Source organism: Nitrososphaerota archaeon (assembly GCA_027887005.1).
Classification (GTDB): Archaea; Thermoproteota; Nitrososphaeria; order Nitrososphaerales; family Gagatemarchaeaceae; genus UBA183.
The window spans coordinates 76,823-96,041 of the sequence record JAPCJI010000002.1 but is presented as its reverse complement, the minus strand read 5'-3'; the positions used below and the strand labels follow the sequence as shown (position 1 = coordinate 96,041).

21 protein-coding genes and 1 tRNA gene are annotated in these 19,219 nt (G+C 58.9%); 6 read left to right on the top strand and 16 right to left on the bottom strand.

The annotated features are described in order from the left end of the window. Entirely contained in the window at positions 1 to 1,143 is a 1,143-nt protein-coding gene (locus OK438_02545; GenBank protein MDA4124322.1) for a hypothetical protein, read from the bottom strand. A gap of 363 nt (positions 1,144 to 1,506) precedes the next feature. Between OK438_02545 and OK438_02540 the strand changes: the two genes are divergently transcribed. Both OK438_02540 and OK438_02535 read left to right on the top strand, forming a co-directional pair. Further along, on the top strand, positions 1,507 to 2,070 hold the full coding sequence (locus tag OK438_02540; protein ID MDA4124321.1) for a hypothetical protein: 564 nt from the start codon (positions 1,507 to 1,509) through the stop codon (positions 2,068 to 2,070). Between the two features lie 73 nt (positions 2,071 to 2,143). Beyond that, a complete protein-coding gene (locus OK438_02535; protein ID MDA4124320.1) occupies positions 2,144 to 2,485 on the top strand; it encodes an OsmC family protein in 342 nt (113 codons plus the stop codon). On the opposite strand, the gene OK438_02530 is transcribed toward OK438_02535, so the two are convergent. Next, positions 2,482 to 3,510, bottom strand: coding sequence for a zinc-binding dehydrogenase (locus OK438_02530; protein ID MDA4124319.1), 1,029 nt, complete (start codon positions 3,508 to 3,510; stop codon positions 2,482 to 2,484). The two genes, OK438_02535 and OK438_02530, sit on opposite strands and share 4 nt — an antisense overlap. A 131-nt stretch (positions 3,511 to 3,641) precedes the next feature. On the opposite strand from OK438_02530, the gene OK438_02525 reads away from it, so the two are divergent. Together OK438_02525 and OK438_02520 are read left to right on the top strand one after the other, a co-directional pair. Beyond that, positions 3,642 to 4,814 carry an AAA family ATPase gene (locus tag OK438_02525; GenBank protein MDA4124318.1) on the top strand — a complete coding sequence of 391 codons (1,173 nt, stop codon included), beginning with the start codon at positions 3,642 to 3,644 and terminating at the stop codon, positions 4,812 to 4,814. Continuing rightward, positions 4,774 to 5,097, top strand: coding sequence for an ArsR family transcriptional regulator (locus OK438_02520; protein MDA4124317.1), 324 nt, complete (start codon positions 4,774 to 4,776; stop codon positions 5,095 to 5,097). Before OK438_02525 ends, OK438_02520 begins: the two co-directional genes overlap by 41 nt. On the opposite strand, the gene OK438_02515 is transcribed toward OK438_02520, so the two are convergent. Genes OK438_02515 through endA form a run of 3 tightly spaced genes read right to left on the bottom strand, consistent with a single transcriptional unit; the run spans position 5,094 to position 7,669 of the window. Then, positions 5,094 to 6,269 carry an AAA family ATPase gene (locus tag OK438_02515; protein ID MDA4124316.1) on the bottom strand — a complete coding sequence of 392 codons (1,176 nt, stop codon included), beginning with the start codon at positions 6,267 to 6,269 and terminating at the stop codon, positions 5,094 to 5,096. The genes OK438_02520 and OK438_02515 overlap by 4 nt on opposite strands. Then, positions 6,269 to 7,114, bottom strand: a complete 846-nt coding sequence (locus OK438_02510) for a geranylgeranylglycerol-phosphate geranylgeranyltransferase (protein ID MDA4124315.1) — start codon at positions 7,112 to 7,114, stop codon at positions 6,269 to 6,271. Before OK438_02510 ends, OK438_02515 begins: the two co-directional genes overlap by 1 nt. A gap of 6 nt (positions 7,115 to 7,120) precedes the next feature. After that, on the bottom strand, positions 7,121 to 7,669 hold the full coding sequence (gene endA, locus OK438_02505; GenBank protein MDA4124314.1) for a tRNA-intron lyase: 549 nt from the start codon (positions 7,667 to 7,669) through the stop codon (positions 7,121 to 7,123). 113 nt (positions 7,670 to 7,782) lie between these two features. Here endA and mtnA point away from each other — a divergent pair, with 113 nt between their 5' ends. Further along, on the top strand, positions 7,783 to 8,805 hold the full coding sequence (gene mtnA / locus OK438_02500; protein ID MDA4124313.1) for an S-methyl-5-thioribose-1-phosphate isomerase: 1,023 nt from the start codon (positions 7,783 to 7,785) through the stop codon (positions 8,803 to 8,805). Between the two features lie 26 nt (positions 8,806 to 8,831). Then, positions 8,832 to 8,921 (top strand) — tRNA-Arg (locus OK438_02495). Between the two features lie 1,070 nt (positions 8,922 to 9,991). Here OK438_02495 and OK438_02490 read toward each other — a convergent pair. The 11 genes from OK438_02490 to OK438_02440 all read right to left on the bottom strand — a co-directional run bounded on the left by OK438_02490 (position 9,992) and on the right by OK438_02440 (position 19,211). Continuing rightward, the gene (locus OK438_02490) at positions 9,992 to 10,261 is read right to left on the bottom strand and encodes a hypothetical protein (protein MDA4124312.1); all 270 of its coding nucleotides are present in this window, start codon (positions 10,259 to 10,261) and stop codon (positions 9,992 to 9,994) included. Next, on the bottom strand, positions 10,258 to 11,670 hold the full coding sequence (locus OK438_02485) for a cytochrome bc complex cytochrome b subunit (GenBank protein ID MDA4124311.1): 1,413 nt from the start codon (positions 11,668 to 11,670) through the stop codon (positions 10,258 to 10,260). Before OK438_02485 ends, OK438_02490 begins: the two co-directional genes overlap by 4 nt. A 15-nt stretch (positions 11,671 to 11,685) precedes the next feature. Continuing rightward, on the bottom strand, positions 11,686 to 12,606 hold the full coding sequence (locus OK438_02480; protein MDA4124310.1) for a Rieske 2Fe-2S domain-containing protein: 921 nt from the start codon (positions 12,604 to 12,606) through the stop codon (positions 11,686 to 11,688). A gap of 71 nt (positions 12,607 to 12,677) precedes the next feature. Further along, a complete protein-coding gene (locus tag OK438_02475) occupies positions 12,678 to 13,544 on the bottom strand; it encodes a hypothetical protein (GenBank protein MDA4124309.1) in 867 nt (288 codons plus the stop codon). Positions 13,545 to 13,577: 33 nt separating this feature from the next. Continuing rightward, positions 13,578 to 14,063, bottom strand: coding sequence for a hypothetical protein (locus OK438_02470; protein ID MDA4124308.1), 486 nt, complete (start codon positions 14,061 to 14,063; stop codon positions 13,578 to 13,580). Beyond that, complete coding sequence (locus OK438_02465) at positions 14,060 to 14,593, bottom strand: hypothetical protein (protein MDA4124307.1); 534 nt, start codon at positions 14,591 to 14,593, stop codon at positions 14,060 to 14,062. The genes OK438_02470 and OK438_02465 overlap by 4 nt, the downstream gene beginning before the upstream one ends. A 121-nt stretch (positions 14,594 to 14,714) precedes the next feature. Then, positions 14,715 to 15,359 carry a helix-turn-helix domain-containing protein gene (locus OK438_02460; GenBank protein ID MDA4124306.1) on the bottom strand — a complete coding sequence of 215 codons (645 nt, stop codon included), beginning with the start codon at positions 15,357 to 15,359 and terminating at the stop codon, positions 14,715 to 14,717. A 134-nt stretch (positions 15,360 to 15,493) separates the two neighbouring features. Then, a complete protein-coding gene (locus OK438_02455; protein MDA4124305.1) occupies positions 15,494 to 16,018 on the bottom strand; it encodes a methyltransferase domain-containing protein in 525 nt (174 codons plus the stop codon). Next, positions 16,015 to 16,278, bottom strand: a complete 264-nt coding sequence (locus tag OK438_02450; GenBank protein ID MDA4124304.1) for a hypothetical protein — start codon at positions 16,276 to 16,278, stop codon at positions 16,015 to 16,017. Before OK438_02450 ends, OK438_02455 begins: the two co-directional genes overlap by 4 nt. Positions 16,279 to 16,314: 36 nt before the next feature. After that, the gene (locus OK438_02445; GenBank protein ID MDA4124303.1) at positions 16,315 to 17,073 is read right to left on the bottom strand and encodes an asparagine synthase C-terminal domain-containing protein; all 759 of its coding nucleotides are present in this window, start codon (positions 17,071 to 17,073) and stop codon (positions 16,315 to 16,317) included. After that, positions 17,070 to 19,211 carry a DEAD/DEAH box helicase gene (locus tag OK438_02440; GenBank protein MDA4124302.1) on the bottom strand — a complete coding sequence of 714 codons (2,142 nt, stop codon included), beginning with the start codon at positions 19,209 to 19,211 and terminating at the stop codon, positions 17,070 to 17,072. Before OK438_02440 ends, OK438_02445 begins: the two co-directional genes overlap by 4 nt. Positions 19,212 to 19,219: the final 8 nt, after the last annotated feature.

The window sequence follows — 19,219 nt, the reverse complement described above, 5'->3', positions numbered from 1 at the left end:
CTAGCCTGTTCTTCCTCTTATTTCCATCAGCAGGCCCTCGAATCTAGTTATCAGACCCTGTCCGTCGAACACCCACCGTTTCCTTGTAGGATCAAACAGTTTGTAGGGAATGGTGAACCTTGCTGCGTCCGTCTGGTCGATTGTTAGGACCTGTGCCCTGTCCTTGACGTTCGCCACCACGTCCCCCAAGAACTCTAGGCCGTCAACCACGAAGTCGACCGGGAAAGCGAATTCTGCATAGTAGTTCCTTCCCGCCGCCTCAGCCCACAGGTACGGCAACCTGTCGACCTTCTCTCTGATTGACATTGTTTCCGCGGCATTGACATTTCTCACGATCAGACCTATTCCCAGATACCTATGCTTCCTATGCAGGGCCTTCTCGATGGCGTAGTCATATCTTGTCCCCATCCAGTTGACCGTGTACCCCCTTAGCAATTTTCTCGATTTCACATGCGTTGTGAAGTGCCAGGCGAGCTTCTTGTAGTTGACACCGAGATTATCGGAGATAACTTTCAGAGACTTGTTTGCATCCATCTGCAACTCCTTGATTAGCAAGAGGTCGACGAAGTCGAATTTGGCAGGATGAGATGGAGCGTAAGATGCGGCATCGTAGTCTCTCGCCGACGAGTCTGACCAGTCGAAGTCCCATCGTCCGGAGTCGAAGTCGTAGTGCTCTGCCTTCATCGGTACGTTTCTGATCCATTCGAAATCCAGAATCTCCAGACGACTGAACATGCCATTCTCCTTCATCTCCGAGAGGAACCACTTCACCTCGTCGACGAACCCTTCAGGAACCGCGAAATTCACCACGTAGTTCCCAGCAACCAAGACCTTCGAGAAGCTTATCAGGTAACAGAGCTCGTTCATCGACGCAAGTATCGCTTGGGCGTATGCCTTGTATTCCTCGGCGAACTCGAGGACAACTAGAAGTCTCTTCAATCCAAGCCTCTCGTTGTCGACTGCCGCCTGAACCGCGAACCCCTTGTTGATAATCTTCTCCTTGTACCTGTACCTTACCGATTCCTTGAACTGCCCCAGCCGGCGGGAGATCTCTGGAACATCTGGTCCGACTTCAGTCAAGAGTTTGACCAACTGAACGGTCCTCAAATTGACGTTACTCGACTCAGCATCGATTGGGGTCATCTTGTGCTCCTTGCCATCCCCGCGATGATAGGTGCCAACTTTGAATTTAAGGTGTGCTGATTCCGAATCCTGAATTTGGATGGTTCTCCCCCCTGGACTAGGCGTCCGACTTGTCTCAACGCATGGAAACAGGACTTCTAGGCCTTTATTTGGAATTTGTTCTTTGTTCTGCTCTTCCTACCATGCGAAATCTAAGTAATTCTGGAATCTGGCAATAATCCCCCGCGCGTCTCACTCGCGGTTCGACCTGCGGACGCACCAGGGGTCTGGGGCGAAGTCTATTGATCTACCTCCACGCGCCAAGAATGTGGAGTCCTGTCCCAATCAACCTTTTAACCAGCAAGAGAGAGCTGCCTGAACGGATTGCCTCTTAGGAACAGGAGAGGTGAATACTCATGGACGGAGACTAGGGTCGACCGAGTCCACCTGGTCACGGACAAGCTGTCCTACTCCCCCACCGAGACAGTATCGGCAAATGTCGGCTATAGGATTATTGGCGGGCTGAGAGAGGCGTTTCATCCCGATATTTGGACTGTCAGCTGGGAAGATTTCGACAAGATTCTAAGACTGACCATGAAGATGTCAATCGGGGTTCAGCGTGGGCCGCTGAGGAGGAGGGTAGCTGAAATCAAGAAGGAGGTCCGGAAGGCGAGCTTCTTTTGGAGCCGCGACCCCGACCTGCCTTATCGGATATGGGCGATGGTCGTTCCCGAGGACGGAGGGCCTCCGCAAATCCCGAATAACGTCGAGGACGCCAAATCCAAGATGCTCGATGTGGAGAAGACCCTGAGGTTCCCGGCGTCCATCCTCGGCAAGGGGGGGCACAAACTTGTCGGGAGCGTAGCCGCCCGGTGGGGGCGCAGAAGCTTCATAGAAAAAGGCTCGGTGGAAGCGACTTCTAGACCATTGGTGATCGAAGTCGAGTGAGCAGGACTGGCTAGCGCAGGTCTCCTGGGCCGGAGAAAACGTCTTTCTTGGCACAGATACATCTGGTCATACGGTGGTCTACGACTCTCGTGACGAAAACCAGAAGGGGATCGGGCCCATGCGGGCCCTACTCACGTCCCTTGGAGCCTGCACAGGTATGGACATTGTCGCAATCCTGAACAAGAGAAAACAGAAGTTGAGGTCACTGAACATGCTGCTTTCCGGAGGGCGTCCAGAGCAGGGCCTCCCAAAACCCTGGACTTCAATCCACATCAAATATGTCCTCTCCGGAGAATGGCTCGAAAGGAAGTACGTGGAAGAGGCGATCAAAGACAGCGCGGAAAAGTTCTGCAGCGTCGGCGCGACCCTGGCACCTACCGCCAAGATCACCCACACCTACGAGATCGTCCCCTAGACCTTCAGCACAATCTTCCCGAAATGGCTGCTCGCTTCCATCCTACGTTGAGCTTCGGCGGCTTTCTCGAGGGGGAGGACTGAATCTACCACAGGCATGAGCCTTCCTTTCTTGATGAGGTCGACGACCTTGAGCAACTCTCCCTTCCCTGCCATGAAGCTCCCGTAGATTGTGAGCTCTCTATTGTAGACATACCTCAAGTCCGTTACTGCGTCCCCTCCCGTTGTTGCGCCACATAGGACAAGCCTCCCCCCCTTCGCGAGAGCCTTTACGCTGGCGTCCCAGGTCGCCTTCCCCACGTGCTCGACGACGACGTCGACCCCTCTCTTCCCAGTCAGCCGCCTTACCTCCTCAAGGACGTCCCTCTCATAGTGGTCGATCACGTGGTCTGCCCCCAGTCGCTTGGCCTGCTCCGCCTTCGCCTTGTCTCCCGCTGTCGCGATCACCTCGGCCCCGTGGAGCTTCGCAACCTGGATGGCGGCAGAGCCCACCCCAGAACTCGCCGCCAAGACCAACACGGTGTCGCTCGGTCCCACCCCGGCCTTGGTCACCAGCATGTGGTAGGCGGTAAGAAAGACCAGCGGAAAGGACGCGGCGTTCTCGAAGCTCATCCCTTCGGGCTTTCTTACCAGGTTGGCCCGGGGGACCTTGACAAGCTCCGCGTAGCCTCCGTCAATCCCATAGCCGATGATTGTGTAGTACCTGCACTGGTTGTCCTTCCCCAGAAGGCACCGGTCGCATCTCCCGCACCCGACCCCCGGGTTGACCAGGACCTCGTCCCCCTTGCTGAACTCCCTTTCCTCCGGAGGCGCCCACTCGACCACTCCGGATACGTCGCTTCCGGAAATGTGCGGCATGGGAATCTCCACGTTCGGCAACCCGTTCCTCGCCCAAAGGTCCAGGTGGTTCAGGGCGCACGCCTTCACCCTGACCAGGGCTTCGTCCCCCCCGGGAACCGGGTCCGGAGCGTCCTCGTACTGCAGGACCTCGGGCCCCCCGTGCCTGTGGAACCTTACAGCCTTCATCTGCGGCCCGCGCTTCTCTGGCTCCTTTTTACCCTTCTGCAGAACACTTTCGCTGAACCCTCTACCAGTCGTCCGCTCCAATGCATAATCAAAGTTATAAGGCGAAGAGAGGCCGATGAGAGAAATCTCCCATGGCCCTCCCGCGTTCCGTCTTTCGCGACGAATCCTTTCTGTTTCCTGAATACCTTCCTCATCAGATCCCGCACAGGGGCGACCAGCTCAGGGCGCTCGAGCTCTACTTTCAGAGCGTAGTTCAGAACGCGTCGAAGGCAAGCCAGAACGTGATACTATACGGGCCCAACGGCTCGGGCAAGACGATGCTTGCGAAGAAGCTCCGCGAGTCGCTTCCGAAGAAGGCAACTCTCTATGGGAACATGGTCAAGGTCATAATTGTAAACTGCAGGATCGACAAGACTCTGCAGGCGGTGATGACCAGGGCGCTCAAGGAGCTGGGGCAGAACTACCCGTCCAGGGGGTACAGCTTCGAGGAGCTCCTCTCGGTCCTAATCGAAGAACTCAGAAGCAGCCACACGCATCTCCTCATAGCGTTCGACGAGGTCGATTATCTGGTAAGGTCCGACCCCTCTGCCCTCTACACCATCACCCGCCTAAGGGAGACGGCGCAGGGCAGCCAGGTCTTCTCCTCTCTGCTAATCTCGAAGACTCTTGACTACATGAAGACTGTGGACCTGAGCACGCTCAGTTCTGTCCAGTGGAGCACTGTCGCGCTCGAGCCCTACTCCGGTCCCCAGCTCTTGGACATCCTGACGTCGAGAAGCGAGGCCTTCACAGACGGGGCCCTTGACGAAAGCTCGATGCAGTTGGCCGCAGACATAGCTGGGGTCTTCGGCGACGCTCGTTACGCTCTCGAACTGGTCTACAACGCCGGGAAGCTGGCCGACATATCCGAGTCGTCGCGCATCCTCCCAGAGCACATCAGGTCTGCCAAGGCCTCCCTCCCCCCTCAGTTCAGGAAGGAGGAGCTGAGCTATCTCACGAAGCACCAGAGGCTGATACTGATGGCAGTCTCCGCCCTCCTCAAGAAGGGGGACTCGACCTACGTCACCATAGGCGAGGTGGAGAAGAGCTACGGGGCGCTCTGCGAAAGCATGGGCCTAGGCCCCAACCACCACACCCAGGTGTGGAACGACGTCAACGAACTTTCCAGGAAGGGCATCATCGAGACCAAGCTCTCGGGCAAGGGGATAAGGGGACGGACCACTCTGATTGGGCTGTCGCTCGTATCCGCGAAGGAGTTGATCGGTGAGCTCGAGAAGGAGTTGGTCGCAGACGTTAGAAATTGAGAGGTTGCTGTCCTCCTACGGGAGGACCAAGGTGCTCGCGATCATGCTGGAGAGCGGAGAATTGAACATCTCGGAGATCACCCGGAGGTCAGGCCTCTCACACACGGCCGCGGCCCGGCACCTGGAATTCCTCACGAATTCCGGGATCCTGACGGAGAAGCGCTTCAACAGGATCAGGATATTCCGGGTCGACAGGACGAGCCCCCGGGTCGGAGCCCTCACGAGGTTCTTCCAGGATTGGCAGACGGCCGAAGAATCTCAGTACCCGCACGCCTTCAACTAGCGGCCCCCCTTCCTCGCAGACTCCTTCTCGATGAAAGCCGCGTAGTTCTCTTCGAGGTTCAGACTCTTGACGAACGCCTCCCTGAACGCCTCCCCCCTGCACAGGAGCAGGAGGTAGGGCATGTCCCCCACGAGGAATCCCCTCTGGCTGGTCCCCGTCCTCCGCCCTGCAGCCAGGCCGATATCCTTCAGTTTCTTGGAATCGTTCCAGATCCTGACCTGAAGAAGCCAGGGGACCGCGTCCATGGTGAAGGCTCCCCCTCCGTCCCCAAGGGCCGACCAGAGATCGGCTGCGAGCATCGGGTCGAGGTATCGGAGGAGCCTCCAATCCTTTCCGCGCATTATCCTCCCCATCAGGACGTCAGCCCTCGAGAGCACCTCAAGGGCTTCGGCCTTCCTCTCCTGGTGAACCTTCGCCTTGACGACCCCATTGAACAGGTCCCGGACCTTCTCCCTCGGCTGACCCCCGTAGGACCTCAGCGCCTTCAGGGCTGCCTTTTCGTCGGTGGCTCTGAAAAAGGCGTTCACCGACTGCGAAGCAGTCAATTCCTCATCCTTGGTGCCGGCCATCCCCGTCTGGAGGAAGTTTATCGCCGACCTGATGTCCCCGTTCGCAGCCCTTGCGATCGATTCGAGCTCCTTCCCCCCCATGGGGAGTTTCTCTTCGTCTGCGATCTTCCTCAAATGACCCACCACTGCCTCGAGCTCTGGCTTCTGGAACTCAATCCTGCTGGTGGCGCTGGCCAGCTTCCTGACTTCGTCCGATTCAGGGTCGTTCGCTGCCATCACTATGGGGTTCTCGCTCCTCTTCACAGCGTCCTTGATGAAATCTATCGCACCGTAGTCAGACCTCCCTGCGAGCCCGTCCACCTCGTCGAGGAAGATGAGGCTCCTCTCCCCGAAGAGGCTGGTGCTCGAAATCACCTCCCCTATCCTCTTCGAGAGCCTGTCCTTCGTCCTCGTGTCGCTGGCGTTAAGCTCCACAAGCCTCAGGCCGAGTTCGTCGGCGGCCAGGTGCACCGTCGTCGTCTTCCCAGTCCCAGGGGGACCCACCAGGAGCGCAGCCTTGACGCCTGGCTTCCACTTCTTCAGCCACAACAAGAGCTTGACCCTCGCCTGTTCGTTCCCCACCATCGTGTCGAGGCTCTTAGGCCTGTGCTTCTCAGACCACATCAGAACGCGCCTCCGATGAAGACCACCAGCCCGACGGTCATGCCCGCCAGCGCTAGCTTCTTGACCCGGTAGGCGTTATGAGGTTCGGGCTTCGACAGGATCGACCAACCGAGGTAGAGGAAGATCACATCGGGAGCCAACACGCCGACCTGGTAGACCCGGTTTGCCAGCCCCAGGACGAAGGGGACCCAGCTCGTGACGACCGCGAGCAGGAAGAACGCGCTTCCCACAAAGGATGCGGTCCTCAGCCCTCTGTTCCTCGCGACCGAGCCAATCCCTCTTTCCGCGTCTCCTTCGATGTCGGCCATCGCTTTCACGACCTCCCTCCCCACGCCGGCGAAGAACGAAGTCAGGGCCATCATGAGGAGCAGGGAGCCGGCGATGTTCCCCCCCGCTACGACACCACCGTAAATGAATGGGATGGCCAGAGACGACGCCACGATGAGATTCCCCGCCAGGCCAGCCTTCTTGGCCCTGCTGTTGTAGAGCCAAGAGAGGGACGCGTAGACCAGAGCTATGACCACGGCCGCTGGAGAAAGGCTCAGCACGGAGCAGGCGATGCCGGCGAGGAGCACGACGATGGAAAGACGAGACGCGACCTGGGTCGATATCCGTCCGCTGGGTATAGGTCGCTCGGGCCTGTTGACCCTGTCCACCTCGACGTCGTAGACGTCGTTGACGACCATCGAATAGGCGCACACGAAGAACCCTGTCATGAACCCGAGCACGCTCTGGATGAACGAGACGCTCGCGGGTTTTGAGACGAAGACCCCTACGATGACGGCAAAACCGATCATCGCGCAGTTCACCGGCCGGATCAGGTCGACGCCCGCTCTGACGCCCACCTGCGATCAGAACCTCGCCCGGCTTACCTTGTAGTAGATTACCTCGCCCCTTCTTTCAATCACCGCGATAATCGCTTCCTTCCCCATCTTCGCCATCTCTCTGACCGACTTCTGCAGGTCCCCCATGCCCTTCTCGATCCCCTCGTCCAGGGCGAAGACCACGTACTTGGCTGGCTTCTTTGGGAAGTCCCCTCTCTCGTAGACCCTGAGGTCCGTCCCGAATCCGAAGCCTTCCTTGACCACGTAGCCCCTGCTCCTCAAGTCCCGGTAGACCAGGAACTTCGTCCACGAGTCGCTGGCCCTCCCCTGTGCCTGCTCAGCCAGCTTCTCGAACGTCACCAGCTCGCCCTTCTTGTCTTTCAGCTCCAGCTTCTTCGCATAGAGGAGGTACAGCGTTTCGTAGTCGCGCAGCGCAAGCTCCTTCCCCTCCTTGGTCCCGTAACCCGACTCCTCGAGCTCCCCGTATCTCTCCCTGTCGACCACGAAACTCCTCCCGTCGCGAAGTAGCGCGTTGAATGGCGGTGGGGCCTCCTCGGGGCTGGCTGCTTGTTCCAATCTCTTGACTTTCCGACGCCCATCTTACCGTATTTGAAGGTTAAACGCAATCATGGGCGCAAACGCTTTAGAGGCAACACCACGCGCATGCATCGTTGGCCGGTTTCTTCACCATGCGGACCGTCACCTGGGTGGACGGGTCGGTGAAGATGATCGACCAGACGGCGCTTCCCAACAAACTCACCCACGTGACCTACACCCGGCCAGAGGAAGTGGCCCAGGCCATCAGGACCATGGTGGTGAGGGGGGCACCCGCAATCGGCGTAGCAGCTGCCATGGGGGTTGCCCTCGCTGCGGTTCGCTCCAAGGCCAAGACCCGGGAGGAGCTCCTCGGAGAACTGGGGGTGAACGCGGACCTCTTGAGGTCGACAAGGCCGACTGCCGTGAACCTCTTCTGGGGGATTGAAAGGGTGATGAACAGAGCGCGCTCCGCGAAGTCCATCTCTTCTCTGAGGGACGCGGTCGTCTCCCAGGTCAAGAGAATGGAGGAGGAGGACATTCAGGTGAACAGAAGGCTCGGAAAGGTAGGAGCGAAGTTGATAGAGGACGGAGACACGGTCCTGACCCAGTGCAATGCAGGGGCCCTGGCGACCGTCGGCTACGGGACTGCCCTGGGAGTCGTCAGGGCGGCAGTCGAAGAGGGGAAGTTCGTCAAGGTGCTGGTGCCCGAAACGAGACCAGCCCTTCAGGGCTCAAGGCTGACTGCGTTCGAGCTGATGACCGACGAGATTGAATGCACGCTCATTCCCGACACCGCAGTCGGTCACATGCTGAGCCTTGGGCGAGCGGACAAGGTGATAGTCGGGGCGGACAGAATCACGAAGGATGGCTACGTCTTCAACAAGATCGGCACCTATCAGGAGGCCGTTCTCGCCCATAGGCACGGAGTCCCGTTCTATCCAGCTGCCCCCTTCTCGACCTTCGACCTCACTCGTACCCACGAAAAGGTCATCATCGAAGAAAGGTCCTTCGACGAGGTCGTGAAAATCCGCGGGAGACGAATCGCCCCAAGGGGGGTGCTCGTGGCCAACCCGGCCTTCGACATGACGCCCCCGGAGTTGGTAACTGGAATTATCACCGACAGGGGCCTGGTCGAAAGGCCATACGAAACGAGCATCCCGCGCCTCATGTCTTAATTAGCCAGGTCGCCGCCGCCGTCCTTGGGCCCGTAGCCTAGCACGGATTAAGGCGTCAGCCTTCGAAGCTGAAGAGATGAGCTCAGAGACCGAGGGTTCGAATCCCTCCGGGCCCGTTGAATAAGCATGATTCGGCCTCGTTTTGCTAGACTGACTGCCCCTCGGGCCTTCTTGGCCATTTGGATTCCTTTCTCAGGGGTGGAAATCCGGAAGGCCCCAAATTCGAAGAACCTAACCCAACGTCCTATATACTCGCTGGAGAGTATTACAACCATGACTTTTGCACGCAGAAGGAAATGGGAGGCCATTCGAAGACGCAGAAATGCTTCCCACCAAAATGCCCTTGAACCACGTGCCGGGCGCCCGTCGAAGACCGCCTAAGGACCAATTCAGAATTCGAAAAGCACGAGCGAACTGCCGGACGTCGCCCCTTGCGCGAACACTCGGGCTCAACCTGGCACCGAGGAACTCTGACGCGCCTTGTTGGACGTATAGCGGGCAAATTGGCCGTTATCTGCAATAATTGCACACTAGTCATAGGTAGACCCATATGTCTTGTAATATGTGTAACAAATGGTGAATACAAATGGAAACAAACACTCAAGCAAGTACGACAGAAGCGGCAAGCGCGAACGGCAGGTTCATGACTTACCTGAAGCGGATACGGGCGAAGCTTCACCGCTAGGGACACACCTCATCCTATCGGTAAGCAGTTGGCGTCTTTGAAAACCTCTAACTGTTTGCCGAGTGTGTCGATTGTTACGCTGCTCATGGATCTTCTGTCGACCTTTAGACTTCGTTTCAGTCCTTGTTCGCCATAGGACACCTAGTCTGCATGAACGCAAAGGGGCTGAGACTCCGACGACCGTACAGTTCTTGTGCGCAACAATAGGATTGGCAGCCTAAAGTCTGAGGTTATCTCCAACCTCTCGGAGATTCGAACCCACATTAGGTCTGAGCCCCTCTGGGCCCGCTCCTCTACGGATGCTGAGGCTAGTCTCGTTGGCGAGTTGACAGGCCTCGAGTCATGTTTCTCGCACGCGAAGCATTTCGACGGGTGTCGCATGCCAAGCCACGCTTTTTCGATTGAATCAGCGCCGAAAGTCCGCCGCAACGTTGGCCAGTCGGATACCAACTGTAATGCGAAGAGAGGGGTCGTGTTGCGGTCGAATCAATCCTGGGGGGGCTAGCTTGCCAATTGCACCGCAAGCAAGAGGAAAACGGCCACGGTAACACATCCAGCGAGAAGCCAGGTGTTACTGCTTCCTGTAAGCGAGGGCTTGTAGTATGCGTAGATGATCATGGAGAATATCACAAACGCCGACCCGATCAACGCGCCGAAGGCTCGTTGGTTCACAACCGGGTCGATCAACCACGCATAGACCGTCAGCGTGAGGGCGGCGGCCGCCAACAGGGTTTCCACGGTGTACTTCATCATCTCGTCTTCCGCTCTCAATTCTGGGACCTGCGGTACGCCAAGGTCATTCCTCTCATGATTCTCACCATAGCGAAGAAAGTTGTGACCAACCCCGCGATGTCCAGCAAGAGAAGCGGTGAACCCGCCTTCGCACCTGAAGCGAACCCGACGAGGTTGGCGAAGCAAACCGACCCGACGCATAGGAGGGCCACGAAGGCCAACGCCGCCCCCCGGTTCTTGAGGGGAAGGACTAGCGCCAGTGGTATGGACCTGATTGCCGAAGTGAACCTCTGAATCCCCCGCGGCATCCTGAGGAGAAACGCGGACATCACCGCACCAACCAAGGCTGCAGCCCCGACCACTTCGACCGCCTGCGCGTCAGGGATTATCTGCCCAGGCGTAAGGTATCCCCAGACTGTCAGCACCAATAGCTCCGCGACCGTTATCGCGCCGACGGTGGTGTAGAGGGGCCTCGATTTCGGGTTCCGCGCCACCCCACGGTCAACAAATGGCAGAAGCACCAGTCCTGCTACCAGGGCCGTCACCACTCCCAGCGCGTAGTATATCCCGGAGCCCTCGAAGGAGGCGAACTTCAGGATCTGATACATCCACAGGAAATACCACTCGGGCTGGGGCACGTAGTTCGCTGCGCCGGCAGGCGTGAATTGCGCTGCGAGGTTGAACGGGAACAGCGCCGAAGCCACTACAATCGCAGCAATGAGCAAGCTGCCCAGCATCGCGAAATAGAGGTAGACAGTGGGGAACCATGGGATGTCCCGGGATTCCTTCGGGCCGGTCACAGGTTCGGCGGCCCCGTGTGCCTCGAATAGAAAGAGCTTGAGCGCGACGAGCGAAATGAGAGCAGCTGGAAGGACGAGGATGTGAAGGTCAAAGAATCTCGTGAGCTCTCCCGCGCTGCTGCCGTCACCGGCCACGAGGAACGTGACTATGGACCCAACCTGTCCGGGAAGGAAGCTCAACATGCCAATTGAGACGTCGGTGGCAGACTTGGACACCACGGTCCACGGAAGCAGGTAGCCCGTGAGGCCGAACCCCATCACAGTCAGGCCCATCAGCATTCCTGTGACCCACATCATTTCTCTGGGTTTCTTCTGGACGCTGAGGAAGTAGCCACGAAAGAGGTGGAGTAGGGCCAGGAGTATCATCGCATAGGCTCCGTAAAGGTGGACGGTTTCCAGGAGCCAGCCAAAGGGGACATTCTGAATGATGAACTGTGTGGAGGAGTAGGCCTGTTCGACCGTGGGAACGTAATAGATCATCATCAGAAGGCCAGTGAAGACCTGCAGGCCAAATGCGATGGTCGTCAACGCGCCGAGCCAATAGAGGGGGTTCATGCTGTATTCCGGGACGGGACGCAATACGTTTGTCCGGAGCCCGAAACGCGTCTTCACCCATTCCACGAGCTTCCCTCCCAGGTTTGTGCTCATGTCATTTCCTCCCGTTCAGGAGAACACCGTCGCATCTGTCACGACCGTTCCGCCCGTGAGGTCATACTTGAGCACCAGGGCCGGGTCTGTCGTTCCTGGCGGCCCGTGCCCGAAGATCGTGGGGCCCCCCATCCCTACAGCGTAGATGTCGCCGGTGCTCGCATCGAATCGCAACACGACCTGAGGAACACTCCTCGGCGGGGGCCCCCCAATCACCGTGCCTGCATGGACGAAGTCGTATTGCCCTCCATGACAGCAACAGTACCCCTGAGGAGTGGCCGCAAGGAAAGTTGCGTCGCACGGAGGTGACGAACCCGGCGGAAGAACCGCGTAGAAGCACCCCAGGTGTTGGCAGATGTCGTTGAACGCGACTATGTCTGAATCGGGCCCGACCCCGTAGTCCGCCTTCTGCCCGCATTTGACGAGCACGCACGGCGTGTCCACGAGCGGGTAGTTGAAGCGCAGCGGCTTGGAAGGATCGAGGGTCGAGATGTTGACGAGTTTGATCTCGGGCCAGGCGAGAGCGACAGTCGTGCGAGAACCCTGCCCAGGCGCAGGCACGTACTCAAGTATCCTGAAGATGCTCGCGAACGTGCCCAGGGTAGCTACCCCGCCCAGAGTGAGCATCAGCTTCAGGAAGTTCCTCTTGCTTCTGGCCCTCTCGGCGACCTCGTCGGCCTCCGTGGACTTCGTGTCCACCGTGACCGAATCTTGGCTACGTTTCTGGGACTTCTGGAACCTCCCTATCAGCAAGAACGCGGCGGCAAGCCCCAGCAGCAGGATGATGAAAGTCACAACGGCCCCAGTTGTGAGGTTCAGGTTCGTCGAACCTAACCCCACCGCGGTCCGGGTCGAATTCCCACTGGTAGCGAGGGCCCTGGCCGCATGCGGCATGGCCAACAGCGTAGACATGATGGCAAGGCAAAGGAACGCCATCTGCAGGATTCCCGACTTAACATCAGGAAGACGAATCGGAGTACTAGCGGAGGTCACTGTCCAACCACGACTCAAGGCGCAATTCTTGCCGGGCCTTCGCCGTCAATCCGAGTGACCCCCCGATGATGTGGCCCGGCGCTTGCGATCATCAGGAAGACGTAGACGAGGACGCCCACTTCCGCCATTGCTATCACGTACGAAAGGCCGCCCGAAGTCATGTAGACCACGCCGTCGGCACCTGCGATTGTCGCGGACCCAAGGGCAATGAGAGAGTAGGCCACCGCCTGCGGGTCCCATTTCGACGCATCTCCTCCGAACGCTCCCGTTACAGATGTCACTAAAACTCCCAGAACAAGGGCAACCATTAGGGCCGCCAACCCGACATGTGCCGAGACGGCGAAGGCGTACCATGACGGTGAAGTCGAAAGCATGGCAGCGCCTGCTACGATCGTAATGGCAAGCGTCCCCAGCGCGAAATAGATCATAATGGTGGCAGGGGACGCGTCGCCCGGGTCGCTTCTTGACGCTCGGGACACCTTGGTCAGGGAGTATCCAGTGATGGGCATGCCCAGCGCGACCGTCGCTATCATTGAAAGGTTCGTCTCCGCTATTTGGCCGGGGTCGGTCGTGTTGGCCAGGAATGCGAAGCCAGTTGAACCAGCAATCACCGTGATGACGAAGAGTACAATGTTAGAGATCGCTACGCGCCTGTGACCCCGGAGCGCAGCCACGAACCCCACAACGCCTGTCATCAGCGCGAACCCGGACGACGCTACCCCGTGCTCGATAACATCAGGCAGGGTGACTGAGAAGCTGGGCACAGTAAGCGCCGACCACATCCCCTCGGCGTAGGTCACGGCGAGGAAGGCCGCCTGAAGATAGATTAGGTATACGAGCCATTTCGCCTGCCCTTCGTCAGCGCCTGCCACGGATCCCAACGAACCATTCATCCCTAGCATGTCATCTTCTCACTACGTTCGGACGGTTTCCAGTATCCTGACCGCCCTCATGATCTTCAGAGTGGCGTAGTATGAAAGGAAGAGCGCGAGCATGAAGAGGAGTGACATTATCCATCCGCCGGCAAGGGTGAGTCCTCCAGAGCCTCTCCCGCCTCCGGTCGCCAGGAACAGCAGTCCTCCAATCGTGGCCACAACCAAGGAGGCAACCGCCCCAAGGCTGAACAACGCCACCTTCCGCATTCCATAGATGAAACCCACCATCATCACGATGAAGGTGAATGCAAAGTTCAGGGTGGCCCCTACCATGTGTACCATGTTGGAGGTGTCCCCTATGCTTACGGTGTTCACTCCCGAGGTGACGAATATGTTGAGATACATTCCTGTTATGTATATTGCGAGGTAGACGACGAAGTTGAAGTAGCAAAGCCTCAATGTCAGCTTCAGGCCTTGAAGGCCGAGATTGCCAATCTCCTCCCCCTCAAGCGATACTGCCCTCATTGCGGTCTCAAACCTACCAGAGGCGTTGCGCCCACCACGTACTTGATCCGGACATCCTCTCTGACAATGAATATCCTGCTCATGAACGTCAGGATGACGGCGGTCAGGAACACCGAGGCCATGATGAAGGTCGAGATATTCGCGGAATAGGGGTCAGCAACTTCGGAAGTCGCGTAGTACATGAACAACGGACCAGTAATGAAGCCCACCATCCTTGCGGTGACTGCGCCAGCGTGCAGGAGAACTACATGCGAAAGCCGGGCCCTTCTCGCTAAGATGATCACCGGAATGCTCATGCTAGTGCTTAGAACCGCGAAAGTAACGTGGGCGAAGAGCGAAGGCGCGGCGAAGAACTGCAGGAGGATGCTGCTGAAGTTTGCTTGCATGTCACCGGGCACCGCGTAATAGTAGTTCACGAGCATTCCCGCGGCGATTGTCGCCCAATAGAAGGCGAACTGAAGGTAGAGAAAGAGGAAGATTCGATGCAGCGTTTTGGATTGTTTCTCGCTGTCTTCGAATGCTTGCGCCAAACCGCAACCGCTGGATTCTGGCAAGGAGTATTAAAGCTCAGGATTCTTTTCACTCCGCGGGTCCGTTCGCCGTCGCACATGTCCCCAGGTGGTAGGTTACCCGTCGTTCGCCCAGATCTGATTAGTTCTCTGGGAATGGAACGCCGACAGCGTTCTCCATTATCCGCCTTTCCGCACTTCTCAGTATCTCGCTCAGGGTCGAGGGCTTGACACCCACCAGCTCGCTGAGTCCGGTGAGGCTTATCTTTCTGGGGAATTGGAAGTATCCCTTCGCGACCGCGGTCGCCACGATTTCCTTCTGTCTCCCTGTAAGCGCCGCCTTCTGGTTCAGGGGCGACACGTCTTCGATCCGGGTCTCGACACCCTCCTTCCCGAGCCTGTAAAGAATCTGCCTAAGGTCGCTCGTCCTCCGGACTATGAAACGCCAGGACGCAGGCTGCACGTCTGCATTGAGCGGGCAGTCCAGGCATATTATGGCTGAATCACTCGAGGCGCGGCACACCGCAGGCCGGTCCATGACCACCAGAAGCGGGAGTGTCTCCCCTGCGTCATCCCCTTCCAGCACCTGTCTCACACCGCCGAGCCTCTTGATCGCGCTCGCAGTCTCTCTCATGGCATGGGCATCGCCCTTTAGCTCGAGGAGCAGGGTCATCCCCTTCTCGTTGAAGGGCTTGCAGTCGGTTATGGTAATCTTGATTCCCGATGCCTTCGCGGCGTCCTGCAGCTTGTTCTCGGCGCGCACCTCGAGCGCGACTTGCCTGAGCATGCTCCCGAATCCGTTAGGGTCGTGCTTGCGTATATAACGCGGGAACACGATTCTCATCCTTGAGAAGCTGACATCACCGTCTAGACCGGGTCTGAGCTGTGGCGCGGCATCCGCCTCGCGACGACCAGATTCGGCTACGCCCGGTCTGCCGAGGCCTCGTACACCGCAAGTTCCTCGAAGAAGAGCCGTTGAGACAACACCTTCCTGAGGTTGAACCCTCTCTGTGTGCATATCGCCTCCAGTTCGCCAATCGGGGCCTGGTCGTTCAGTAGAAGTATGACCCTCCCGGTCCTCTTCACAGTGCGGAGGGCCTCCCGAAGGAACTTCATCGGCACCTCGAGCTCCTTGCCCCCCTCCACCGCGACGTCCTCCGCCACTTCCAGGGGCAGGTAGGGAGGGTTGAACGCCACAAGGTCGAAGCACTCGTCCTTCAGACAGGAGGCGCCGTCTGCAAGGACGTAGTCTACGCCTGCACCCTTCCAATCGTCGAGCCCGGGCCTGACGACGTCGGTGCCTAGGGCCCTCGAGAACCGCTTCTTGAGGTCGATCAGGTTCCCCCCGTTGCCTGCTCCGATTTCGAGGCACGCTCTCCCCGAATAGGAGCCGAGCGCTCTCCTCAGAAGGGCCGAGTCGTCAGAAGCTAGGTAGGCCTTTCTCATTCACTGATGCCGTCGTCCTTGAATGACTTGTACTCTTCCCGGCTGAGAACCTGGGTTATGTTCTGAGTCTGGTAGAAGTACGCGGGGGTCCCGTCTGGAGAGAAGGCTGGGCTGTTGTCAGGATTCTGGAGCCTGTACACTTTCACCACTGCAGGCTTTATTCCCAAAACCGTCCCGTCCTCCAGCGCGTAGTAGCTGAATCTCTCCTGCAGGGGCTTGAACCCGACCAGCTTCCCCTTGGGCTGCTGCGAAGGAATCATGGTTCTCGGTCAAACCAGGGCGGATAAAAGCGTGAGCTATCTGACGATCTTCTGGATGCCAGAGCTGTACTGGGCCGCTTTCTTCGGGACTCCTGCGAGTCCCTCCGGCACCCCTAGGATGATGGCCGCCTCTCTGAGCACCGCCTTCCTGACACCGCCCCGGATCTTGAACGAAACAGGAAGGGCAATCCCGAGCTCTCTGACTCCATTGGCCTCGAACGGAAACCTGGGCTCCAGCCACCTCGTGCAGGCGCTCACGTCCCTCACCCTTCCGCGTTTTTCGTAGTCAGCCACGTCCGCGTTCATCATCCGCTCCGCTTCGCTCTCTCCGCCTCCTTCCGGGGCCGCCTGATACTTCGCGTATCCCCCGAAGAGCTCGTCCGCCAGCTGCCCCAGAAGGATTCGCTTCGCCCCAGCCTTGGACGCGCTTCGGGAGACGATCGAATAGAGCGACCAGAGGCTCCTGTCCATAAGAGTGGGCTCGAACGGAAGGGAGATCGACCGAAGCTCCTCGTGGACCAGCCCTTCTGAGAGCTCCGTAGCCACGAGCTCAACTCCCAGCGCCTCTGCCGCGGCCGCCGCCCTCGCAGAGTCGACTGAGCCCTTGGCGAAGGCCGCGCACGCCACTGCTCCAACCTTCTTCCTGGCGCAGGCCACGATGGTCGAACTGTCAAGACCTCCGGAGAAGGCCACCGCCGCCCGACCTATCCCGGATACGGACTCGGACACCGACAGGTCGATCGCCCTTGCGAGCTCCTGGGCAGCCTCTTCGAAAGTACCCGAGTATGGGGTCACTTTCTCGCCGCCTGCTCCTTGATCCTGCGAGCGACCGCGGTCCCCACCTTTTCAACTAGGGCGAGCTTCTCCGCAGGCGCCTCGACGATGTCTTCCAGGGTCCTGAAACCGGCCGTGTAGAGCGCGCGGGCCCTCACCCTCCCGACCCCCTGGAGCGTAGTAAGCTCCACCAATTCTGCGCTCACCCCGCTCTCCACCCTTCGCCTGAGCAGCTCGGACTGCGCCACCATCTCGGGTCTCTTGAAGAGCTTCGAGAGCTCCCCCAGGGCGTGCAGCAGCCACTCTGCGTTGTCGACCGCCCGGTGCATGTCACCCGGCTCCACTCCTAGCCTCGAAAGCAGCTGCTCTTCCCGCCACTCGTCAATCCAGCCGTGCAGGGCCATCACAGTCCTCATCTCCTGGAGGGTCTGATCGTAGTCCGAGAAAGCCCGCGGCGTCGGCTTCTCCATCATCTCCTGGGCGTGCTCCTCCAGGAAGGCCATCGCCTGTTCGTAGTCCTTGCTCCTAAGGGGAAACTTCGGCTCGTAGTCCGGACATCTGGCGATGAGATGCAGGAGGCCTGCGGTGTAGTCCCTCCCAGGCTCCGCCCGCCTGATCGCTTCTCTGAAGATGACCCCCGTGACCGGGTCGATGTACAGCATCGAGACCCTCTTCCCGAAATCAGTCGCGTAGAACAGGTCCCCATGGGACTCAGCGAGCCTCTCTGCCAGGAGGTATCCCAGGGCCTTCTCTGTGTACCTGCCCACCTTTTCCTCACCCACCTGCATCGAGAGCAGGGTCCCACGGAAGAGGCTGTCCAGATCCTTCTTCGACAGGCCCATGGACGTGGCGATGGTGGCGAGGGTGTGGAACCTCATCGCAGATTCGTCGGCGAGCCGCGACTCGATGGGCTCCGGAGGGGCCTTGGAGTAGTGCTCCAGGACCTGGGCCGAGGGTTGGGAGGGGGCCGGTATGATGACTGTCTCTCCATGGTCGTCGTACTGGGGCCTCCCCGCCCGCCCCGCCATCTGCCTGTAGTCAAGGACAGAGATCTCGGCATTGCCCCCGCGCTCCACGTCGTACCTCGTCATGTCTGCGACAACCACTCTCCTCGCCGGGAGATTCACGCCGGCCGCCAAAGTGGGGGTCGCAGCAAGCAGCTTGATCGCCCTTGCCCTGTAGTACTCCTCGACGATCCTCCTGTGTTCCGTGTCGAGCCCGGCGTGATGGAAAGCCGCGCCCTTCGCTACGACCTCCGCCAGAAGCCTGCTCAGGCTCGTCTCCTCCCCCGAGGTCAGAATCCGCCGCGAGGCCTCGGAAACAGCCTTCTTCTCCTGCTCGCTGAGCTGCCTCTGGGTGACCTCCGCCGCCTTGGTGGCGAGGCTCACCGCTCTCCTCCGGGTGTTCGCGAAGACCAGGGCCTGCCCTCCCCCCCTCAGGGTGTCCATGGCCACATCGATAGGGGCTCCGTAGGTCGACCTGGCCAGGGGTCGCTCTTCGCCGTCGGTGAACACAATCCTGCTGTAGTCGTAGACCCCCTCCCTCAGGGGCACCGGTCTCCAGTCCAGCTGGACTACAGCCGAGCGCAGCCAGTCCCCTACGACCTTGGCATTGCTTATGGTGGCGGAGAGCGACAGCATCTGTATGTCGAGTCCCAGGCTCATTATCTTGGTCAGGATCATCTCGAGGGTGGGCCCCCGCGAGTCGTTCCCCGCAAGATGGACCTCATCCGCGATGAAGAGCCCCACCGACGAAAGCCAGCTAACCTTGTGACGCATGACCGAGTCGAAGCGCTCGTTCGTAAGCACGATGATGTCTCCCCTCCCCAGGGACTCGCCGCTCGAATCGTAGTCCCCCGTAGATATCACCGTCCTAATCCCAAACCTGGCCAGCTCGGAGAACTCGGTGTACTTCTCTGACGCGAGCGCACGGAGAGGTGCGAGGTACACCACCTTCATCCCCTTCTTCGCCTTCACGTAGGCGGCCATTATTGCGATTAACGTCTTTCCGCTAGCCGTCGGGCAAGCCACAACCAAGCTCTTCCCCTCGAGAAGTCCCGCCCGGATCGCCTCCTCCTGCGGGGGGTACAGGTCTGTGAGCCCCTTCTCCTCGAAGTACCTCACAAGCTCCGCGGGGAGCTTCGCCTCGTCAAACCTCAATAGACGGC